Source organism: Amycolatopsis sp. MJM2582, assembly GCF_000754115.1.
GTDB classification, from domain to species: Bacteria; Actinomycetota; Actinomycetes; order Mycobacteriales; family Pseudonocardiaceae; genus Amycolatopsis; species Amycolatopsis japonica.
The window spans coordinates 383,631-404,371 of sequence record NZ_JPLW01000007.1 but is presented as its reverse complement, the minus strand read 5'-3'; the positions used below and the strand labels follow the sequence as shown (position 1 = coordinate 404,371).

Sequence of the window (20,741 nt, the reverse complement as noted above, 5' to 3'; positions counted from 1 at the left end):
GGAGTGCGGGAACTTTTCCGGCATGTCCAGATGGCGAACCACCAGTAGGAGCAACACCGCCGTGCGCGTCATCACCGGCATCGGCGCGCTGTTCGCTTTCATCGAACTGCTGTACATGGTGATGGTGCTCGCGGGTGCCAACGCGGGCAACGGTTTCTTCATCTTCATCCAGGCGCTGGCCAGGCCGCTGGCGTTGTTCTGGCCGGGTCTCTTCCCGGTGAGTGACCCGAATCTCGCGGTCATCCTCGACTACGGTCTGGCCGCGGCGTTCTGGGTGATCCTGGCGGGTGTCATCGCCCGTTTCGCGGCCCGCTGACCCCCTGCGGCGGCGATCGGCGTCCCGTTCGGCGACACTGGACGGATGAGCGACGGCAGATGGTTCGACCTGAACCCGCTTCCCGAGCTGTTCGGCCTGGCCGCCGCCGGGCGGGCGCTGTTGCCGAACGTGCCCGTGACCCCGGCCGCGATCCTGAAGACCGTGACCGAGCAGCTGGTCGGGCGCAGGCTGACGGCCAAGGTGGACGGGCACGACGTCGGTCTCACCCTGACCGGGCTCGACTACCAGACCGACAGCCTCAGTCTGGCCGCCACCGGCCGGGTCGGCGACGTCCGCATCGTCGTCGAGGACGTCGACTGGCCGGAAACCCCGCTCGAACGCATCACCGTCCTGGCGTCGAACGTGCGCCTTCGCTCACTCCCCTCCCCGGCCGCCATCCCCGAACAGGTGAAGATGGCGATCCGGGTATCGCCGGAAGTCCTCCAGGCCCATGTGGCCGAGGTCCGGCCGGGCATCATCGTGACCCCCGGCGACGACGGGCATTTCCACATCCGCTGGGAAAAGCGGCCCCGTTGGGGACATCTCGCCCTGGAGTCCACTGTGGAGCACGACGCTGTCGTCCTCCGGCCGATGTCCGTCCACATCGGACGCCGCCGGTTCGGCCCGCCGTCCCGGCTCAAACCGATCGTGCTGCCGCTGCCCGAACTCCCACAAGGGATCCGGCTCACCGCGGTCGAGGCGCACGACGGTCACCTGGTCCTGCACGCGCTGGCCGAGGAATGGCCCGAGAAGCTGTCCACGATCCCGCTCGGCGACCTGCTGGGCTGGGTGACGACGGCCGTGACCACGTTGACCCTGCCGAGACTCGGCGGACGGTGACCGGCGATGGCCCTCGCCACGGTGACGAGGGCCATCATCGGATCAGCTGTGCAACGCGCCCTGCGCGACACGCACCGCGGGCGCGGCGGGCTTCGCGACGGGCGCGGCGGCGGTTTCCGCCTCCGCGAGGGCGGACGACCGCACGAGACCGGTCTTCTTGCCGCACACCCTCTTCTTCTCGTCCGAGGTCATCTTCTTGCCGACGGTCCTGGTCTGGCCCACGACGCCGGGCGCCGGGCCCTCACCGCTGAAGTTCCAGACGTACCACTGGTGGTGGCCCCATCGGCGCTTGTCGTACCACATGTCGTACGAGCCGTAGCCCACGCGCATCACCGGAGAGCGGTCCAGGCCCGCCCAGTAGCCCGGATTCACCTCGATCCGGGTCTCGACGTTCTCGCTGGTCTCCCAGCCCCACTCCTGGCCCCACGTGCGCTTGTAGGCGACCGTCCACTGGACGAGGAACTCGAAGCCCGCGCTCACGCTGATCTCGTTCGACACCGTGTTCTTCCCGCTGCGGGTGTCCCGCTTGCCGATCACCTGGGTGATCTTGTTGGCACTGCAGTTGAAGACCGTGTCCACCCGGTTCCACTCGCCGTAGAAGTCCTGGCCGCGCTGGTCGACGTGGGCGTTGCAGGTCTTGGTGGCGCGGCCGCAGTCCTTGAGCAGTTCGGCGCGGGACGGCCCGCGCGAATACACCACGGAGCTGCCCTTGTCGTTCATGTCCGACCCGTAGTTGGCGCTGTCGTTGGCGTACCACTCCTGGGTGGCGCCTTGGTATTCGGCGTGCTCGTACATCGTGATGTAGCAGTTGTAGAAGGTCTGGAACGAGGAGACCTTGTCGTTCATCGAGCCGAGGAAGCCGATGGTCTGGTTCGTCCCCTCGACGCACGGCGATCCGGTGACGGCGACACTCGCGCCGCCGAAGTTCGCGTGTTCGTAGAGCACGCTGATCACTGTCGCGGACGCGCCGACCTCACCCGCCGACGCCGCGGCGAGGGACTCGCCCACGCTGTCGAAGCACCGGAAGGCTCCGGTGATCGTGTCGGCGACACAGTGCTCGTCACGTTCCGCGGCGTTCGCCGGCACGACGACGGCGAGACACATCGCCACAGCGGCCAGGAAGGCCGCCCCGAGTCTGTACTTGTGCACGTCTGAACTCCCTGGGGAAGACGGAATACCGACCATGATCGGATCGGCGTCACGAGTCCACCACGGGGAAACCGGCTTGCCCATGCAGAACGACCGGCAGACTGTTTTTCGCTTGCCACTGAACGGGACCGCTAGGCCGATTCGCCGCGCTCGCGCAGATATCGCGTGTGGTCGGCCTGCTGATGGACGTCACCGGCGTAGAAGCGTTCCGCTATCCGGTGCGCTTCGGTCTCCAGCAGCTCCAGCTGCGCGAGGAGTTCCTCGGCCGGCCTTTTGGCGGCGAACCACCACGGCAGATTCAGATACGTCTCCACCGAAAGCGGCAGATCCGTTCGCGCCAACCGGGTGACGGCGTGCTGGACATCCGGGTTCGCCGCCCACCGCTCCGGTCGCGCGAGCAGGTCTTCGAGCACCTCCGCGATCCGCCGCACACCGTCCACAGAGGACTCGGGCATCCGCTGCGCGCGTTCGGTCACCTTGCCCACCAGCGATTCGAGGTCCGCCCGCAGCTGCCCGGCCTCGGCGACGGCGTCCACCGAGACGAGCCGGACCTTCTCGGGCGGCGCGAGCAGGGCGAACACCGCGTACAGTCCCGCCACTACCAGCGGCCACAACCCGCCGACGACGCCGGTCAGGTACAGCGCCAGCCCGATCAGCCCGCCGACGCAGCCGGCGAGGTTCTTCGTGGAGCCGAGGTAACCGATCACTGGTACCCGCGGATTTCCTGGAACACCTTGGGCAGCACGTCGCCTCGGGCGTCGAACACGTTGCCACCGGTGCGTTTCGCGACCTCGCCGAGTTCGGCGGAGTCGCCTTCGCCGAAGATCACGGTGAACACCGGGATCTGCCGCATCGCCTCCGGCAACGACGGGAACCTCAGCTGGAAATCCGAGAACTTGGCGCCGTTCGCGTTCTGCCCGTCGGTCATCAGCACGATCGAGTTGAAGCGATCGGGGTCCCGCGCGACCAAAGGTCCCATGATGTCGTACGCGCGCTGAAGACTGTCGTAGATCGCCGTGCCACCGTTCGCGTCGAGGCCCTCGGCGAAGCGCTTGATCTTGTCCAACGCGGGTTGTGGATCGCCTTCCGGGACGGTGAACGTCTCCGGGCTGCCGGGCACGGTGTCGAACGGCAGCATCGTGACCTCCTCACGGCTGCGGAACCGGCGGTACCGTCCGGTCAGCGAACCGTCGGCGCCGGTCAGCCCGATTAGTGCGGCGCGCAGCGACTCGATCCGGTCTCCCGACATCGAACCGGAGGTGTCGAGCACGTACAGCGTCCGCGACGGCCGCCGGATCTTGTCGAAGTAGGCGCCCAGCAACGCGTCGACCGCTTGCTGCGTCGCGGGGAACGGCAGCTCGACGAGATCCTTTCGCGCGAACTGCTGCCCCAGCTGGACCCCCGGCACGACCGGACGGCGCTGCGTGGTCTCCATGATCTTGCGCTGGGTGTCCGGCGTCCGCAGCCGTTCGGCGAGCTTGCGGTGCGCGTCCCGCGCGTCGGAATTCGCGCTCTGCAACAACGTCAGCGGATAGTCCGCGGTCACGACACCGTCGGAGGGATACACCAGCGTCAGCGGTTCGGGCAGTTTCCCGCTCGCGTTCATCGAAAGCAGGACGGACTCGTAGTTGATCAGGCCGTCGACCTTCTTGCCGGGATCCTGGCCGCTCGCCCGTCGTTGGTAGGCCTCGGAAAGCCAGCCCGACGAGCCCGCGGACATCGCCTGCGCGCTGAAGAACTCGGTCAGTTTCGGGGTGACGGAAGCGATCTGCTGAGCGTCGATCGCGTTGCCCGCCCCCGCGAGCGCCGACGCCACCCCGACGAGCGCCGAGAAACCGGAGTTCGACGCGGACGGATCCGTCATGCCGTAGGTGAAGGCCTTCTTGCCTGCCTGTTCGGCGATCTCACCCCAGCCCACCGGGCGCCCGGCCCAGCCGAGCCGTTGCGCCGCCGACGCGGACAGCCCGAGCACCACCGGCGAGCTCATGATCTTCACCTGCTCGCCCAGCCGTTTCGCGGCCTCCGGAACCGCCGCCGGATACCGGTTCGACGAGAACCAGACGGCGTCGTACTGGCCGTCCACCTTGCCGTTCGCGAGCGACTCGGTACCTTCCAGCGTCCCGGTGAACTGGAACTTGACCTTGACGCCGGTCGCCGCCGCCTCCTGTTCCAGCAGCGGCCGCAGGTCGGCCAGTTCGCTGCCCGCGAGCACCCGCAAGGTGCCTGCTTCGGCCTCCCCCAGCCCCGTCCCACCTTCGCTCGAATCACAGGAAACCAGTGACAGCGCGCAGATCGCCGCCACCGTGAGCACAGCCCAGCGTTTCACGATGCCCCCTCGGCCGCCGCCGTCTCGTGAGACCGGCGCAGATGGTCTTCGGCCCGCCGGATCTCCCCCGACAGCGCCTCCACGGTCGCCGCCATCGTCGAGACAGCCCCCGCCTTGAACTCGTCGATCGCGTCGATGCTCCGGTAGATCCGCTCGAACGACTCGCGGATCGTCGCCACCGCCACCGCCGGATCGCTGCCCGCGCGCCGGATCTCGGCGCTGCGCAGTTCCAGCATTTCGGCGTTGGCCCTGATCAATCCGTCGGTGGTCGCCTGCACGGCCTGGATTTCGTCGAGCACGTCGCGTTGCCCGGCGAGCGCCCCGCTCACCACCAGCGCGACCCGCAGCGCCGCGACCGTGGTCGATACCGCCCGTTCGATCCCGCGGATCAGCTCGTCGTTGTTGCGCCGCACCAGATCCAGCGCGAGATAACCCTGCGCGCTGACGGCGAGCTGGGTCAGCAGATCCTGATGCCGCTGCCGGATCGGATGCAGCGCGTCCGCCCGCAAGGCCTTGGCCCGCGCGGGGTCGGTGAAGTCGAAGATCCCGGCTTGGCGGTCGACGGCCGTGTCGACGGCTTCGGCGAACGCTGCCGCTTCCGACAGCTTGCCGAGCGTCGCCCACAGGCGTTCTCGTTCACCCTTGAGCGCGGCGTTGTCCCGTCGCAGATGGTCTTGCCGCGCCCGCAGATCGAGTACGAGCGCGTTCACCGGCTCGTTGGCCGCGCGGTAGCGGTCCAGAGCCTTCTTCGCGCTGCTCGCGACCGGGATCAGCCCCATCAGCTTGCGGCCGGTGATCGGCAGTTTCGCCGGATCGATCTCCGCCACGGCCCGCCGGAGCCCGGCCAGGCTCACCGTCGCCTGGTGTTGTGGCGACCCGATTTCCGTGAGCGCCCGCGTCGACCGGTCCAGCAGCGCACCGGCGACGGTCGCCGCCGCGCGCATGTCGGACTCGCCGACCGCGAGCAGTTCGTCCAGGACGCGCGTGAAGTCGGGCGACCGGACGTCGAGCGCTTCGAGGCGGCGGGCGAACCCCTCCGCGCGCTTCGCGATCTCAGCGTGGACCTCCGGCGCGAGGGTGACCAGGCCGGCCGCGCGCTCGGCCGGGATCGCCTCCACCGGTTCGGGTGGAGTGAGCGTGAAATCGTCCATCAGTACTGCTTCTTCACCGCGTCGAGCAGACGCTCCAGCGTTTCGTACGACGGCGGCTCGACGGCGTCCACCAGATCCGCGGGCACCGGCGCCTTGGCCGCGGCGACGACGTCGGCGAACAAACGCGGATCCCCGGTACGGAAACCGAAGGTCGCGGCGAGTTTCCCCAGCTCCGGGTCGGTCGCGAGCAGCCTGCCCACCTGGTCGCCGTTCGGTTTCAGCGGTACGAGCGTGTGCTTGGAGTACACCGTCGGCGCGGTGTAGAGCAGCCGCATGTCCGGCCGGATCGACCCGTCGGCGCGCACCAGCCGGTCGACGAACTGCGACTCGTAGATCAGCGCCATCGGGGTCTTGCCCATCCCCGCCGCGAGGTAGTCCTCGAACGGGCCTTCGGTGCTGTTCTGCGTGTATCCCTGGTCGATGAACAGCTTCGACACCGCGGGCAGCACCTTCGCCTCGGCTTCCGGCGTGCTGACGACGTTGTTCCCGTTGGCGACGAAGGAAACGATCGACAGATACATCGCCGCCGAGTTCGATTCGCGCGGGTCCGTGGTCGTGACCAGCACGTTCTTGCGCGCGGGGAACGCGGTGTTGCCGGGAAGCTGGTCCCAGCGCGTGCCCTTCTGGGCGGCTTCCAGGTACTTCGCGATGTCGAGCACCTGATACTCACCGGCGCCCTTGCGCACGATCCCGTTGGCGCTTAGGAGGTTCACGATCGGCTCGAACGTCGCGACCGCCATCGGCGACTGGAACGGCGTGTGCACGCCGGTCACCTGGTGATCGCGCTGGATCCGCTGCGCGGCGGGCGACGAGGACGGGAACGCGAACTCGTACTTCCCGAGGTCCATGCTCGCGATCTGCCGCGAGCCCGCGGTGTCGACCTCGACCTTCAGCCCGTGCTTCGCGAACGCGTCCGCCACCCGTTTGTCGGAGAAAAAGGCGAGCTTCTCCGAACCGATGACCCCTCGCACCGTGGTCAGATCCGTGCCCTGCGCGGTGTTCTCGTCACCGTCCCGGCCCCAGACGATCACCGCGGCCACGGCCAGCAGCAGCACCACGGCCAGACCGATCGACAGACGGCGTTTCACCGGCCAACCCCCTCGTTCACAGGCTCGATCTTTCAGCCCGTACGACTCTTTTGACGCGCGGGCGAGCCATTTCGAAGTGAACGATCGATGAACGGAAGCCGTCGGTAGTTTCTGGCGAAACCTTGGGGGATAAGGGAAATCAGATCACGGACTGCTCCGAGACCGGCAGGCACACGGTGAACCGCGTGTCACCCGGCGCCGAATCGACCCGCAGATCGCCCTGATGCCGTTCGACGACGATGCGCCAGGAGATGTCCAGGCCGAGACCGGTCCCCTGCCCCACCGGTTTCGTGGTGAAGAACGGCTCGAAGATCCGCTGCCGCACCTCCGCCGGGATACCGGGCCCGGTGTCGCCGATCTCGACGTGCACGTGATCGTCCACCCGGGACGTCCGCAGGGTCAGCGTGCCCTCGGTCCCCATGGCGCCGAGCGCGTTGTCGATGACGTTCGTCCACACCTGGTTGAGCTCGCCCGCGTACGCCGGGATCCTCGGGATCGTGTGGTCGTACTCCTTCACCACGCGGATCCCCGGGGCGATCTTGCCCGCCAGCATCACGAGGGTCGAGTCGAGGCCTTCGTGGACGTCGATCCACTGGTGCGGGGCGCGGTCCATCTGCGAGTACTGCTTGGCCTTGCCGACCAGTACCGAGATCCGGGTGGTCGAATCCTCGATCTCGCCCATCAGCATCTCGGTCTCGAGCGCGTACGCGAGCCAGCGGACGGCGCCGTCGAGGAAGGTCTCGCCGACCGCGTCGAGCAGCCGGTCGAGATCCGGCACCGTCAGCCCGGCGCGGACGTAGATGTCGGCGAGATCCCAGCCCTGGTCGATGCCGTGGTCGTCGAACCAGTCGCCGATCTCGTCCTCGCGGTCGGCCTGCTGCATCGCGGTCAGCTTCGGCGCCGCCGCGACCTGTTTGACCAGCTGTTCCTGGATGTCGAGCAGCTGCTCCAGCAGCGTCGGGTCGACGTTCTTCTTCGCCAGCATCGCGAGCTTGTGCCGCATCCCGGCGACTCGCTCCCGCAGTGACGCCGTCGCGCGGACGGCGGCGGCCGCCGGATTGTTGAGCTCGTGGGTCAGCCCGGCGGACAGCTCGCCGAGCGCCAGCAGGCGCCGTCGCGAACCGATGACGGTGTCGCTGTTGCGCCAGCCGAGGTACATGCCCTCCAGCAGATGCGTCGCCATCGGGAACCAGCGGCGGAACTCGGTGGCGAATTCGGCCGCGGGCAGGGTTAGGAAGGTGATGTCGCTGACAGCGTGCACCGAAGCGCCGTAGGTGTGCTCGGTCTCCTGGTGCACGAAGAACTGCGTCGCGCCGCAGTACGCACCGCGCTGGTCGGACCGGATCGTCTCGACCTCGGTGCCGCCGACGAGCCGCGTCATCCGCAACGCGCCCGACAGCAGGAGATAGAAGCACGTGGCCGGTTCACCCTCGCGCATGACCGTGGTGCCGCCGGTGTACTGCTCCAGCACGGCGTGCTCGTCGATCCAGTCGAGCTGTTCCTCGCTGAGGTGCTCGAAGAGGAAGAGCCCGCGCAGTTCTTCCCTGGGCAGAACGCTCATTGCTCCTCCAAGTACCGGTGGACCAGGGTGACCGCCATGGCGCCTTCGCCGACGGCCGACGCGACACGCTTCACCGACGCGGCCCGGACGTCGCCCGCCACGAACACGCCCGGGATGGACGACTCCAGGTAGTGCGGGTCGCGGTCCAGCGGCCAGCCCGGCGGCGGGCCGCCGTCGGTGAGCAGATCGGGCCCGGTGCGCACGAAACCGTGGTCGTCCCGCTGGATCTCGGTGCCGAGCCAGTCGGTGCGCGGGGCGGCGCCGATGAAGATGAACAGGTGCCCGGTGGGCACGGTCTCGGTCGCGCCACCGTTCTCGCACAGGGTCAGCCGTTCGAGGTGATCGTCGCCGTGCGCCTCGACCACGGTGGTCCGGGTGCGGACGTGGATGTTCTCGATCCCGGCGATCTGCTCGATCAGGTAGTGCGACATCGACGCTTCGAGCGACTGGCCGCGGACGAGGATGGTGACGTCGGCGGCGTGTTTGGAGAAGAACACGGCCGCCTGCCCCGCCGAGTTCGCGCCGCCGACGATGTAGACGTGCTCGCCCTTGCACTCGGGCGCCTCGGTCGCGGCCGAGCCGTAGTACACGCCGCGCCCGGCTAGCTCGGCGACACCGGGAGCCTCCAAGGCCCGGTAGGTGACGCCGCTGGCCAGCACCACGGAATGCGCGGAGATCTCGGTGCCGTCGCCGAACATGACCACCCGCGCGGAGCCGCGGGCCTCCAGGCCGACGACGTCGCGGGCGGTGAGCACTTCGGCGCCGAACTTGAGTGCCTGCCGCCGCGCGCGGTCGGTGAGCTGCGCACCGGAAACGCCGTCCGGGAAGCCGAGGTAGTTCTCGATGCGGGAGCTGGTGCCCGCCTGCCCGCCGGTCGCCTTGCGCTCGACGATGACCGTGCGCAGGCCCTCCGACGCGCCGTACACGGCCGCCCCGAGCCCGGCTGGCCCGCCGCCGATCACGATCAGGTCGTAGAACTCCTGGGTGGGCCGGGTGGAGAGGCCGACGGCGTCGGCGAGTTCCGGCCCGGACGGCTGGCGCAGCACCGTGCCGTCCGGGGTGACCAGCACCGGGATGTCGTGCGGTGCCGCGTCCGCCGCCTCGAGAATCCGGCGGCCCTCGTCGTCGTCGACGGAGTACCAGCGGTACGGCACGGCGTTGCGCGCCAGGAAGTCGCGCAGGTGGAACGACGGCGAGGAGTACCGGTGGCCGATGAGCTTGATCTCGTCGACCGGCCGCTCCCCCACCGCGCGCCATGTCTCCACCAGCGCGTCGACGACCGGATAGAGCTTCTCCTCCGGCGGGTCCCACGGCTTGAGCAGGTAATGGTCGACGTCGACGACGTTGATCGCCTGGATCGCGGCGTCGGTGTCGGCGTACGCGGTCAGCAGCGCGCGGCGCGCGTTCGGGAACAGGTCCATCGCCTTCTCGAGGAAGACGATGCCGTCCATCTGCGGCATCCGGTAGTCGGCGAGGATCGCGGCCACGGCGTCGCCGCGCAGCTTGATCTCGCGCAACGCGTCGAGGGCGTCGGCGCCGGAATCGGCCCGGATGATCCGGTAGTCCTTTCCGTACCTTCGGCGCAGGTCACGGGCGACCGAGCGGGATACGGCGGGATCGTCGTCGACGGTCAACAGGATCGGCTGGCTCACCGGATCAGCCTAAGCCCTCTTGCCGAGCCCCTAGCCCTTCAGGCTTGGGTGAGTTTCCGCAGCCGGAAGGCCAGGACGAGCAGCATCACGCCGTACAGCAGGGCGTAGATCCCGACCAGGAGGGCGATCCCGTACGCGCCGGCGATCGGGTTGAACACGATCACGATGCCCGCGATCAGGGACAGCGCGCCCGCCGCGATGAGGAACGCCTCGCCTTCGATCTGCTTGCGCAGCCGGATCGCCGCGACGATCTCGACGATGCCCGTGAAGATCGCCCAGAAACCGACCAGGAGGGCCAGCACCAGCACCGTGATGCCGGGCCAGATCAGGACGAGGACACCGGCGATGATCCCGAACGCGCCGAGGACACCGTAGGCGGCGCGATGAGCGGCGTCGCCCGGCCGGAAGGCCTGCATGATGCCGCCGATGCCGTCGAAGATGGCGTAAATGCCGTAGAGGATCGCGAGGGCCAGGACGGTCGTTCCCGGCCAGACCAACGCGAGAATGCCGAACAGGAGGGCGAAAACCCCGCGTACGGCGGCGAGCGGCCAGGCCAGGCGGGGTTCGACGACGGTGAGACCGACGAGAGGCATGTGCCGAGTATCGGAGCGCCCGCCCGGGAGCGCGCGGCACGCCACCCGTTGGGGTGAGGCCGGTGCGCGCCGCGACCGCCATCACGACGCGCACCGGGGTCATCAGGGATAAGCGACCAGGTTGGCCACGTTCGATCCCGAATTGGCCGGTCCACCGCGGTCGTTGATCACCCGGGCGATGGTCCCGTTCCCGCCGAGGGAGACGGCGACCATGCTGCGGAACCGGACGTTCACGTTGTTCGGCACCTCGATCGCGCGATCCGCCACCACACTCGGATTCACGTTGAAGAAGCAGTAGCTGCCCAGCCCGTAGGCCTCGTGGTTCGTCACCGAATCCGCCACCTTGTAGGCCGCGTAACCCCGCGTCGAGCCGTTCATCCAGGCGGCCTGATTCGGCGGGTCGTAAGGCATTTCGTTCTGGTAGAAGTACGTCCGGCCGCGTTCGCCGGTCCAGATCGTCTGGTACTTCTGGTAATGCTCGACGAACAGGCCGTACATCGTGACGTCGTCGCCGCTGACGATCAGGCCCGTGTCGGCGGTGTTGGTGCTCCACCCGACCCCGCTGCCGTGATCGGCGCGCCAGATCCACAAGTGGTCGCCGATGACGTCGTCGCTGTTGACCACCAGGCTGTTCGTGGCCTTGCCGACGCCCGCCCCGCCGATGCGGAAGAACACGTCGTGCAGCGAAGTCGGATTGGCCGCGTGGTCCTGCGCGGAGTTCGCCGGGCCGACCTCCATCAGCGTGTTCGAGTTCGCGGTGCCCGCGTCGATCAGCACGCCGGCGATCTTGACGCCGTCGACGTCAGCCACCGTCATCGCCGTGATGCCGTTGTCCGGGATCAGCGTCGCCAGGCCGAGTCCCAGCACGACGGTGTCGGGCCGCGTGACGCGCAGCGTCTCGTTGAGGTGGTACACGCCCGGCGTGATCAGGAGGTCCTTGCCTTCGGCGAGGGCCGCGTTGATCTGCGACGCCGTCGTGCCGGGCTTCGCGATGAAGAACCGGCTGATCGGCAGCGAGGATCCCGGCTGGCCGGCGCCCCAGGTGATCCCCGAGGCGTTGGTGCGCTTGGAAGGCACGAAGACCTGGTACGCACCCGCGGCATCGACGTAGAGGAACGGCTTCTCCCGCACGACCGGCGTCGTGTTCACCGTGGTGTACGGCGGAGTGGGGAAACTGGTCGACGGCGCGCCACCGACTCCGGCGAACACCATGTTCCAGTTGGAGCCGCTCCAGCTCCCGAACTGCGAATTGCGCGAGATCCACTGCTGCTGCGAGCCCGACCGCACCTGGCCGTCGACCTTCACGTCGGACATCCACCCACCGCTGGACCAGCCACCGTCGTCGAGCTGCAGGTTGCCGCGGACATGCATGCGGCGGTACGGCGCGGCCTGCGAAACGGCCCACCGATCGGTGCCGCCGTTGGGGTTGACGGACAGGTTTTCGGCGCCACGCCAGAAGTTCTGCGTCGCGTTGCCCTGGAACCAGTCGGCCTCCGCGTGCACCGCCCCGTTGATCGTCACGTTGTCGGGAGACAGGCCGAGCCCCAGCACCTGCGTGTAGAACCCGACGTTCACATCGACGTTGTACGAGCCCGGCTTGAACAGCAGTGCCTTCCGGTTCGGGCCGAACTGACTGGTCTCCTGCTGCGAGAACACGCTGTTCACCTGGGACTGGATCGCCGACTGCGACATCCCCGGATCGAAGACGAGCACGTTCGGCCCGAGGTCGGGGTTCGCGGCGCCGGAGACCGGGGTGAGCCGGAAGGACTGGGCGCCGGTGCCGTTGCAGGCGTACTGCTGGAGCTGGGTGCTGTCCTGGGTCGAGAGGCCGGGGATGTCCAGGCACTTGCCGCTGTTGCGGCTCACGAAGTGATACGTCCCGCCCGATTCCTCGACCGGCTGCCACTGCTGGTTGTTCCCGCCGCCGTAGGCCCACAGGTGGATCAGCCCACCGTCGGCCGTCGACACCTCGGCGACGTCCCACACCTGCGCCGGGGCGTTGCGGGTGTTGACCCGGTAGTAGCCGCCCGAGGTGGGCTGGAACTGCCAGTGCTGGGAAAAGGTCTGGTTGCAGGCGTACTGCTGGACGACCGTCCCGTTCGCCGTCCCGGCGGCGCGCGCGTCCACGCATTTCCCGCCGGTGGTCGACACGGTGTACCAGGTGTCGGGAACGATGGCCGCCTGCGCTGCCGGAACCACCACCAACAGCGCTCCGACCAGGGAAAACAGGGCTACCAGGACTGCTCTGGCCCTCATCAGGGTCTCCTCCGCGTCATTCGGGCAGGGCGAGCTGAGGCGGAGCCCAGTGGAGACGCGGCGTAGCGGGCGGGGACCTCGGCGTCACGATGCTCGAAAAGTAACGGCGGTCACACGCGGAGTCAATACACGGCTAAAAATAAGTCGCAAAGATGCAGGTCATCGACGTTCGACCGGCTCCCGGGCGCATAGAGTGACCCCCGAGTGAACGGCCTTCGCGGGCGGTGTAATGTATGGACACACGAGATGCGGAGAACAAATCCGCTCCGGGGCTATGGCGCAGCTGGTAGCGCACCTCACTGGCAGTGAGGGGGTCAGGGGTTCGAGTCCCCTTAGCTCCACAGTACGAAACACCGCCCACCTGGCAGATTCGCCGAGGTAGGGCGGTTTTTTCGTTGCGCCTCACTTTAAGAATTGACACGGCGAACCTCAGTCGGGCGGCGTGGTCAGCCATTCGTTTGGCTGGACGTCGCTCAACAGTCGATCCGCCATAGCCGGTGTCAGCACCATGTCGTCTTCCTTGTGCCATGTCGTCTTGGCCGGCTTGAGTCTGCCGTCACCTTTCCGTTTGAGCTCTCCACGTTTCGGTCGTTCGTAGATCCTGTTTTCCTCGGTTCGCACGCGGAAGTAGTACCGGTCGTAGATCGCTTTGACTTTGTTGTTGAGCGTGGTGAGGGTGATGTCCTGGCCCGACCCCCCGTGGTGGGCCCGGTTCCGCAGGACAGTGAGGGCGAGTACCGCGGCTGCGGCACCGGGCACGCGGTGATGCTCGTTCGCCGGCGTCAGATTGTGCGGATTGGAGACGATGTTCTCGATGTGACCGGCGGTCTCGTCTCTCCACTCGACGACCGCCTGGAGTGCTTCCGCTTTGTACACCGCGCGGAACCTGCGAAGGTCCTCCTTGCTCGCGTGCTTCAGTCCTACCAGCAGCACCGAGCACTCCCGGATGACACCGTCCATGTGCTCGTAGGTGGTCCTGAAGGCCTTGTACTGCTTGCGGAAATCTTGGTGGGCGGCGTCCTCGTAGTACTGGTTTCCCAGCTTGTTCCGTGCGGCGGTCCACTCGCTGTGTTCTTCGCTCGCGTCATCCACCCACTTCTTGGCATAGTCGTGCCACTTCGCCAGGGTGAGTTCGATCCCGGCGCGGGTCTTGCGGGTGATGACCTCGGCGTTCATCCTGGGGTAGCGGAGCCCGGACACCGGCTTTTCACCGGATCCAGCGATGGCGATCAACGCCCGGCAGAGCGCGGTGACCCCTGCTTCTTCGTCGAGATCAATGAGCCCGTGGTCGTGCACCGACTCGTCAAGCGCAGCCAGGGCGCCGCGCAGCGCTGTGAGTCGCACCGCGCTGGGATCTCCCCACCGTGGCGGGATCTCCGGGTGCAGGAACTCACGCGCCGCGAAAGCGGCTTGCAGGTCCTCGGTACGTACGTCTATCGCGCGCTTCGGCTGCCCGCCCGACTTGAACGTCACCTGCCGCTGGACAGCAACATTGACCGCGCGGTTTCCTGCCGCTCGCTGCAAGGCCAGCAGATTGTTGTGCGGCGGTCTTGGCGCACAGGGCTGTGCGGAGCAGGCGAATCGGGCTATTCGGTCTAGTTTCGCGCGCATTCGCCCAACGCAACCGCAGGGCGCACAGCCGCGCACTGTCCGAAAGGGCGGTCGTGAGGGCAGAAAATCCCGTCAGATGCCCGGACGCCGTACCGATGTGGTCGACGGGACCTTCGTGGTCTTCGTCCCGAAAGAGGTGAACGATCCGTTCCCACAAGGGGTCCACCTTCAAGCGCGCGATGCCGACGGCACCGTCGTATTCGAAGGGACTCTGTAGCCGACCACGCGAACGACTCAGCTGATGAAGCCCGCCGACTTGAGCCACTCGCGGGCGACCGTCGCCGCCTTCTGTCCATCGACACTGACCTTCTTGTTCAGGTCCGTGAGCGTCGCGGTGTCGAGCTTCGCGGCGATCGGCGTGAAGACCTGCTCCAACTGCGGGTACTTCTGGGCGAGCGGAGTCGCGATCGTGATGGCCGGGTTGTACGTCGGGAAGAAGTGCTTGTCGTCCTCGAGCACGGTCAGCTGCTGCGCGGCCACGCGACCGTCGGTGGAGGCGACCGAGCCGAAGCCGCACGGGTCCCCCTTGCCGATGCTCGGGTAGACGACGGCGTCGTTGAGCAGGTGCACCTGCGGGTCGGGCAGGGTGAACCCGTAGGCCTTCGCCAGACCGGGGAACCCGTCGTCCCGGCTCTTGAATTCCGGGCCCATACAGGTCGAGGCCGCGGCCGGGTCCCGTTTCACGAGGGCCGCGTAGTCGGACAGCGTCTTCACGCCGGTCCGGGTCACTGTCGCCGGGTTTCCGGCCAGGGCGTAGGTGTCGTTGGCCGGCGAGCGTGCCCACCAGGTGACGCCGTTCGCGGTGTCGGCCTGTTTGACCGCGTCGTACTGCGCCTGCGGGTCGCTGATCGGCTTGGTCTGGTTGAGGTAGCTGATCCAGGCGGTGCCGGTGTATTCCCAGTACAGATCGACCGCGCCGCTCGTGAGCGCTTGGCGGACGTTGCTCGAACCGGTGATGTTGGTCTTGTCCTCCGGGCTCGCCCCGGCCGCCTGCAGGGCGACGATGGCGATCTGGCCGAGGAGCAGTTGCTCGTCGAACTCCTTGGAGCTGACGCGGATCCGGGCGCCGTTCAGCGCGTCGATCTTCTTGATGGATCCCGCGCCCACTTGGGCAGCGGTCTCGTCCTTGCCGATGGTGCAACCCGCCGCGAGCGACGCTGACGCGACGAGCGCGAGTACGGCGGCGGTCGTGCGCTGAAGCATCCGCATGGGTGGGGCCTCCTTGAGTAGGTCGAGCTACATTCCGCGCGGGCGCAGGACCTCCTCGGCGACCAGCCCCAGCCAGTCGGCGAAAAGCGCCAGGGCGGCGACGATGATGCCGAAGGTCAGGCTCAGGATCGGCCGGTCCAGCCCGATCCCGGCGACGAGCCCGCCGCCGAGGCCGCCGCCGTCGATGAACGTCGCCAGTGTCGCGCTCGCGACGGTGAGCACCAGCGCGGTCCGGATCCCGGCGAGAATCACCGGGACGGCCAGCGGCAGTTCGATCCGCCACAGGACGGCCGTCTTGCCCATGCCCATCCCCCGCGCGGCGTCGACGAGGGTCGGGTCGACGCCGTCGAGTCCGACGATCGTGTTGCGCAGCACCGGCAAAGTCGCGTAGACGACGAGAGCCGTCACCGCGGTCGCGGTGCCCGTGCCCATCCAGAGCGCGAGCAGCACGACGAGCCCGATCGACGGGATCGCCTGGCCGAGGTTGCCCAGCCCCAGCCCGATGGGCCGCGCCCAGCGGGCACCGGCGCGGGTGAGCAGGACGCCGAGCGGGAGGGCGATGGCGATGGTGCACGCCGTCGAGATCAGGGTGAGCCGCAGGTGCTCGCCCAGTTCGGTGAAGATCGCGCCGGCGTTGAGGAAACGCTGTTCGATCGAGTCGATCGGATGTGCGCGCACGATCATGAAGAGCGCCAGCAACGCGAGTGTCAGCAGAACCGGGCGTACCAGCAGCCCGAGCCGACGTCGACGAGGTCGCGCGGGCAGCGTGGGGTCCGGCCGAGGCGTCTCCTCCACATCGGGGATCGCGGGAGCCTTTTCGGTGGACCTCAGCGCCGCGACCAGGATGGACACGTCGCACACCCCTAGCGGCCGCGCGGTGTCGCCTTCGGTGATCACGACGGCGGTGCGGCCGGTCCGCACCATCACGTCCAGCACGTCCCGCAAAGTGGCGTCGGGCCGGACCGCGGGCGAGCCGTCCGGCCCTTCTTCCTGCCAGAGGTCCAGGTCACCCACCCGGATCAGCGCGAGCCGCTTCAGGTTCCGCTTCGAGCCGGCGAAACTCGCGACGTAGTCGTCCGCCGGCGCGGCGAGGATCGCCTGGGGCGTGTCGTACTGGGCGATCACCGATCGCGGCCGCAGCACGGCGATCCGGTCGCCGACCTTCAGCGCCTCGTCGAAGTCGTGCGTGACGAACACGATCGTCTTGCGCACTTCCCGTTGCAGGCGAAGGAATTCGTCCTGCAGCCGGGCGCGCGTGATCGGGTCGGTGGAGCCGAACGGCTCGTCCATCAACAGGACCGGCGGATCCGCGGCCATCGCCCGCGCCACCCCGACGCGCTGCTGCTGACCGCCGGAAAGCTCACGCGGGTAACGGAAACCGTGCTCGCGGGTCAGGCCGACGACGTCGAGCAACTCGCGCACGCGGCCGGCGACGCGCTGCCGGGTCCAGCCGAGCATCCGCGGCACCACGCCGATGTTGGCGTCCACGCGCAGGTGCGGGAAGAGCCCGATCTGCTGGATGACGTAGCCGGTGTTGCGCCGATGTTCGTCGACGTCGAGCGCCGACACGTCGGTGCCGCCGATCGTGACGGCGCCCGAGGTGGGCTCGACGAGCCGGTTGATCATCCGCATGGTCGTCGTCTTGCCGCATCCCGACGGACCGGTCAGCACGACGATTTCGCCCGCGGGGATGCGCATCGTCAGGTTTTCGACCGCCGGTACCGCCCGGCCGGGGTAGTGCTTGCCGACGCCCAGCAGCTCGATCGTCGCACCGCCCGTTCCGGCCGCCGCACCCGAAGTCGCCGGTGCCGCCGTTCCGCGGACGCGGGGACGTCGTCGTGTGGTCAGCTTCCCGACCACCACGAAGGCCAGGTCGAACAGCAGCGCCAGCACCATGATCCCGAGCGTTCCGGTGAGGACCTGGTTCAGCGAGTTGACCGAACCGAACCGGCCGAGCCCGTCGAAGATCTCGTTGCCGAGGCCGGGACCTTTGACGTACGCGCCGATGGCCGCGATACCGATCGTGATCTGCGTGGAGACCCGGATGCCGGAAAGGATCACCGGCCAGGCCAGCGGCAGGCGTACGCGGAACAGCAGCCGCGTGCGGCCGAAGCCCATCCCCCGCGCCGCGTCCACCACGGCCGGATCGACGCCGCGCAGCCCGACGATCGTGTTGCGCGTGATCGGCAGAAGCGCGTAAAGCACCAGCGCGCACAGGACGTTCGTCAGCCCCAGCCCGAACGGGCCGATCAGAATGCCCAGCAGCGCGATCGACGGGATGGTCAGGAACGCCGCCGTCGTCGTGGTCGCCATCGCGCCCAGCCACCGCCGCCGGTAGGTGAGCAGGCCGATCGTCATCCCGATCAGCACGGCCAGCGCCATCGCCGCCAGAGTGAGATCCACGTGCAGGATCGCGTCGTTCACGACGTCGATCCAGTTCTCCCGGAGGTACTCCGACAGGCTCAGGGCGCCGCTCCTCGACGTCGCAGGTCAGAAAAAAGCCGACCACGTCAGGTCCGGCCCGGTCTCAGCCCAACATGCCCGCGGTACTCCTGTCCACAGCCCGACGTAAAGATCCGGTCCGAACGGAGCGCGTCACCGGCCGACCATCTCGTTCATCCAGCCGGTCACCGCGTCGTGCAGCAGCGGCGCGTTGGGCCCGAGGTTGATCGAATGCCCGTAGCCCGGCACCACGAACGTGCGTAGCCTCGCCCCGGGGGAGTAGTACCCGGCCTCGCCTTGCCGCAGGACTTCCGCGCCGGAGCAATCGCTGGCCAGCGGGCCGCAGAACACGCTGTCCTTCTCCCCCATGGCCACCAGCACCGGGACGTTGATCCGCCTGCTGTACGGAAGCACCAGACCGATCAGGACGGCGTCCACCATCTCGCCGGGCGCGATCAGGTCTTTGGTCGCCTCGTCCACGTCGATGACCTGCTGGTCGAACGGCCCCGGATTGTGGAAAGCGGTGTACCGCGTACCCGTCATCGTGGTCAGGTAACCCGGGTCCGGTCCGGCGACCTTGGACATCTTTTCGTCCAGCGCCGCCGGGCTCAGCGCGGCCACCGTGGGCACCACCGTCAGCGGGGCGATCCGGTGGGTGAACCCGGTGATCACCACGCCGTCCACGTCCTGGAAGGTGGCCGCCTCGATGATCGTGGCGGCCGACCCGAGCGAGTGCCCGACGAGGACGATCTTGTCGAACCTGGGTCCCAGCTTGCCCGTCCGCATCGCCTGGATGGCGTGGTGCACCGCGTTGGCCTGCGCGCTCGCGGTGAGCAGCCCGCTCAGCGGTTTCGAGCTGCGTCCCGAGCCGACCCGGTCCACCGCCAAGGTCGCGTACCCGGCGTCGTTCACCGGCTTGCGGAACGATCGGCTCTCCGACAGGCCGGGCGGGTCGTAATAGGTCGAGTTGTACGTACCACCCGGCACCAGTACCTGCAGGGTGCGGCTGCCACCCGGCGGGACGCACAGCCTGCCGTACATGGTCTGATCCTTGAGTCCCAGCAGCGGCACATTTACCAGCGAAACGGGGATGTCCAGGTCCTGGCAGGCCGCCTCGACGGCGGACGCCGGCACGGGGACGAGCACCGCACCCGCGCACAGCAGGGCCACCGCGGCGGCGAGGCGACGCAAACGAAAACGCACGGAATTCTCCTTTGTGGGGCCTAATCCCGCGGGCGCGCCGTCATCGGCATGCCGCGCGGGTAGGCGATGGTGGTGTAGCGCACCCGGACCGGGCCGGCGGGTTCGAGGCGCCATCGGGCGAAGATCGTGGCCAAGCCGATGACCACTTCGGCCCTGGCGAACAGGCGGCCGACGCAGTGCCGGATCCCGTTGCCGAACGGGATGAACACCCCCGGCGGCAACGACCGCACCCGGTCGGTGGACCAGCGGTCCGGATCGAAGACGCCGGGGTGGTCCCAATACCGGGGATCGGTGTGCAGGGCGAGCGGGCTGAACATCACTTCGTCGCCGGGCCGCAGCCGCACCGGGCCGAGGTCGATCTCCTGCTCGGTCCGGCGCATCAGGATCCACAGCGAGTACATCCTCAGCACCTCGCTGACCACCTGTCCGGTGTAGGCCAGCGCAGGCAGGTCGTCGAAGATCGCCGGGCGCCCGCCCAGTACCTGATCCACCTCCGCCCGCAGCCGGTCCGCGACGCCGGGGTGACGTCCCAGCTCGTGGCAGGCCCACGCCAGGATCAGCGCGGTGGTCTCGGTGCCCGCGGTGAGCAGGGTCATCACCTCGTCGTGCACCTGCTCCCGGGTCATCCGCTCCCCGGTCTCGGCGTCCCGGGCCAGCAGCAGCGTGGAGAGCAAGTCACCGTGATCGGTCTCGGCGTCGCGGCCCGCCATCAGCTCGTGCACCACGGCCTTCATCCGCGTGATGGCTTCGTCGAAGCGGCGGTTGAACGGGAGCGGCAGTTTCTCCACGAGGCCAGGGGAAAGCACCCGGTACATACCCAGCTGGATGACCAGCGGGATCGAGCGGCGGGCCTCGCGGATCGCCGCCTCCCCCAGCTCAGTGCCGAACAGCGTCTCGCCGACGTTGGTCATGGCCAGCGCCTGCATGTCCGCGTCGATCCGCCGTACCTCGCCCGGCCGCCAGGACTCGGTCAGCGCGGTGGTCGCCCGGACCCAGATCTCGGCGTAGCGGCGCAGGTGCTTCCGGTCGAAGGCGGGCAACATCAGCTTGCGTTGCCGTCGGTGGAAAGGCCCGTCGGACAAGGCCAAGCCGTTGCCCACGTACGGACGAAATTTACGGAACATGATCCCGGTGCCGAAGCTCGATCCGTTCGTCACCAGTACTCGGTGAATTAATTCCGGATTCGTGAGGAAATAGGTTTGCAATGGCCCCAACGACACCTTGACCACGTCACCGTGTTCCCGCAGTCCGGCGGTGAATCGGACGGGACGGCGGACCAGTGCGAGTGTGTGTCCCAGCAAGGGCCACCGGCCGGGTGCCACCCGGACGGACACGGGAACTCCT

Annotated in this window: 16 protein-coding genes and 1 tRNA gene; 3 read left to right on the top strand and 14 right to left on the bottom strand. The window is 68.1% G+C overall.

Going from position 1 to position 20,741, the window contains the following annotated elements:
* The first annotated feature begins 61 nt into the window (after nucleotides 1–61).
* On the top strand, nucleotides 62–316 hold the full coding sequence (locus ED92_RS36370; protein ID WP_016331969.1) for a hypothetical protein: 255 nt from the start codon (nucleotides 62–64) through the stop codon (nucleotides 314–316).
* 45 nt (nucleotides 317–361) lie between these two features.
* Nucleotides 362–1,156 carry an LmeA family phospholipid-binding protein gene (locus tag ED92_RS36365; RefSeq protein ID WP_037346525.1) on the top strand — a complete coding sequence of 265 codons (795 nt, stop codon included), beginning with the start codon at nucleotides 362–364 and terminating at the stop codon, nucleotides 1,154–1,156.
* Between the two features lie 42 nt (nucleotides 1,157–1,198).
* On the opposite strand, the gene ED92_RS36360 is transcribed toward ED92_RS36365, so the two are convergent.
* The 9 genes from ED92_RS36360 to ED92_RS36320 form a co-directional block, all read right to left on the bottom strand.
* Nucleotides 1,199–2,305 (bottom strand): peptidase inhibitor family I36 protein, encoded by a 1,107-nt coding sequence (locus ED92_RS36360; RefSeq protein ID WP_037346523.1) that lies wholly within the window; start codon nucleotides 2,303–2,305, stop codon nucleotides 1,199–1,201.
* Between the two features lie 131 nt (nucleotides 2,306–2,436).
* Nucleotides 2,437–3,012, bottom strand: a complete 576-nt coding sequence (locus ED92_RS36355) for a hypothetical protein (protein ID WP_037346521.1) — start codon at nucleotides 3,010–3,012, stop codon at nucleotides 2,437–2,439.
* Nucleotides 3,009–4,631, bottom strand: coding sequence for a VWA domain-containing protein (locus ED92_RS36350; RefSeq protein ID WP_037346520.1), 1,623 nt, complete (start codon nucleotides 4,629–4,631; stop codon nucleotides 3,009–3,011). Before ED92_RS36350 ends, ED92_RS36355 begins: the two co-directional genes overlap by 4 nt.
* The gene (locus ED92_RS36345; RefSeq protein ID WP_037346519.1) at nucleotides 4,628–5,782 is read right to left on the bottom strand and encodes a toxic anion resistance protein; all 1,155 of its coding nucleotides are present in this window, start codon (nucleotides 5,780–5,782) and stop codon (nucleotides 4,628–4,630) included. Before ED92_RS36345 ends, ED92_RS36350 begins: the two co-directional genes overlap by 4 nt.
* Nucleotides 5,782–6,870, bottom strand: coding sequence for a hypothetical protein (locus tag ED92_RS36340; RefSeq protein ID WP_037346518.1), 1,089 nt, complete (start codon nucleotides 6,868–6,870; stop codon nucleotides 5,782–5,784). Before ED92_RS36340 ends, ED92_RS36345 begins: the two co-directional genes overlap by 1 nt.
* A gap of 139 nt (nucleotides 6,871–7,009) precedes the next feature.
* Nucleotides 7,010–8,431 carry an ATP-binding protein gene (locus tag ED92_RS36335; RefSeq protein WP_037346517.1) on the bottom strand — a complete coding sequence of 474 codons (1,422 nt, stop codon included), beginning with the start codon at nucleotides 8,429–8,431 and terminating at the stop codon, nucleotides 7,010–7,012.
* Complete coding sequence (locus ED92_RS36330; protein WP_037346516.1) at nucleotides 8,428–10,083, bottom strand: FAD-dependent oxidoreductase; 1,656 nt, start codon at nucleotides 10,081–10,083, stop codon at nucleotides 8,428–8,430. The genes ED92_RS36335 and ED92_RS36330 overlap by 4 nt, the downstream gene beginning before the upstream one ends.
* A 38-nt stretch (nucleotides 10,084–10,121) precedes the next feature.
* Nucleotides 10,122–10,676 (bottom strand): HdeD family acid-resistance protein, encoded by a 555-nt coding sequence (locus tag ED92_RS36325; protein WP_037346515.1) that lies wholly within the window; start codon nucleotides 10,674–10,676, stop codon nucleotides 10,122–10,124.
* Between the two features lie 102 nt (nucleotides 10,677–10,778).
* Complete coding sequence (locus ED92_RS36320) at nucleotides 10,779–12,932, bottom strand: RICIN domain-containing protein (protein WP_037346514.1); 2,154 nt, start codon at nucleotides 12,930–12,932, stop codon at nucleotides 10,779–10,781.
* 268 nt (nucleotides 12,933–13,200) lie between these two features.
* Between ED92_RS36320 and ED92_RS36315 the strand changes: the two genes are divergently transcribed.
* Nucleotides 13,201–13,273: transfer RNA gene (locus tag ED92_RS36315), tRNA-Ala, on the top strand.
* Nucleotides 13,274–13,361: 88 nt separating this feature from the next.
* On the opposite strand, the gene ED92_RS36310 is transcribed toward ED92_RS36315, so the two are convergent.
* The 5 genes from ED92_RS36310 to ED92_RS36290 all read right to left on the bottom strand — a co-directional run bounded on the left by ED92_RS36310 (nucleotide 13,362) and on the right by ED92_RS36290 (nucleotide 20,731).
* Nucleotides 13,362–14,456, bottom strand: coding sequence for a hypothetical protein (locus tag ED92_RS36310; protein ID WP_152611095.1), 1,095 nt, complete (start codon nucleotides 14,454–14,456; stop codon nucleotides 13,362–13,364).
* Between the two features lie 321 nt (nucleotides 14,457–14,777).
* Nucleotides 14,778–15,752 carry a glycine betaine ABC transporter substrate-binding protein gene (locus tag ED92_RS36305; RefSeq protein ID WP_037346510.1) on the bottom strand — a complete coding sequence of 325 codons (975 nt, stop codon included), beginning with the start codon at nucleotides 15,750–15,752 and terminating at the stop codon, nucleotides 14,778–14,780.
* Between the two features lie 27 nt (nucleotides 15,753–15,779).
* Nucleotides 15,780–18,176 carry an ABC transporter permease subunit gene (locus ED92_RS43855; protein ID WP_037346508.1) on the bottom strand — a complete coding sequence of 799 codons (2,397 nt, stop codon included), beginning with the start codon at nucleotides 18,174–18,176 and terminating at the stop codon, nucleotides 15,780–15,782.
* Between the two features lie 171 nt (nucleotides 18,177–18,347).
* Nucleotides 18,348–19,397 (bottom strand): alpha/beta hydrolase, encoded by a 1,050-nt coding sequence (locus tag ED92_RS36295; RefSeq protein WP_037346506.1) that lies wholly within the window; start codon nucleotides 19,395–19,397, stop codon nucleotides 18,348–18,350.
* A 20-nt stretch (nucleotides 19,398–19,417) separates the two neighbouring features.
* Entirely contained in the window at nucleotides 19,418–20,731 is a 1,314-nt protein-coding gene (locus ED92_RS36290; RefSeq protein ID WP_037346504.1) for a cytochrome P450, read from the bottom strand.
* Nucleotides 20,732–20,741: the final 10 nt, after the last annotated feature.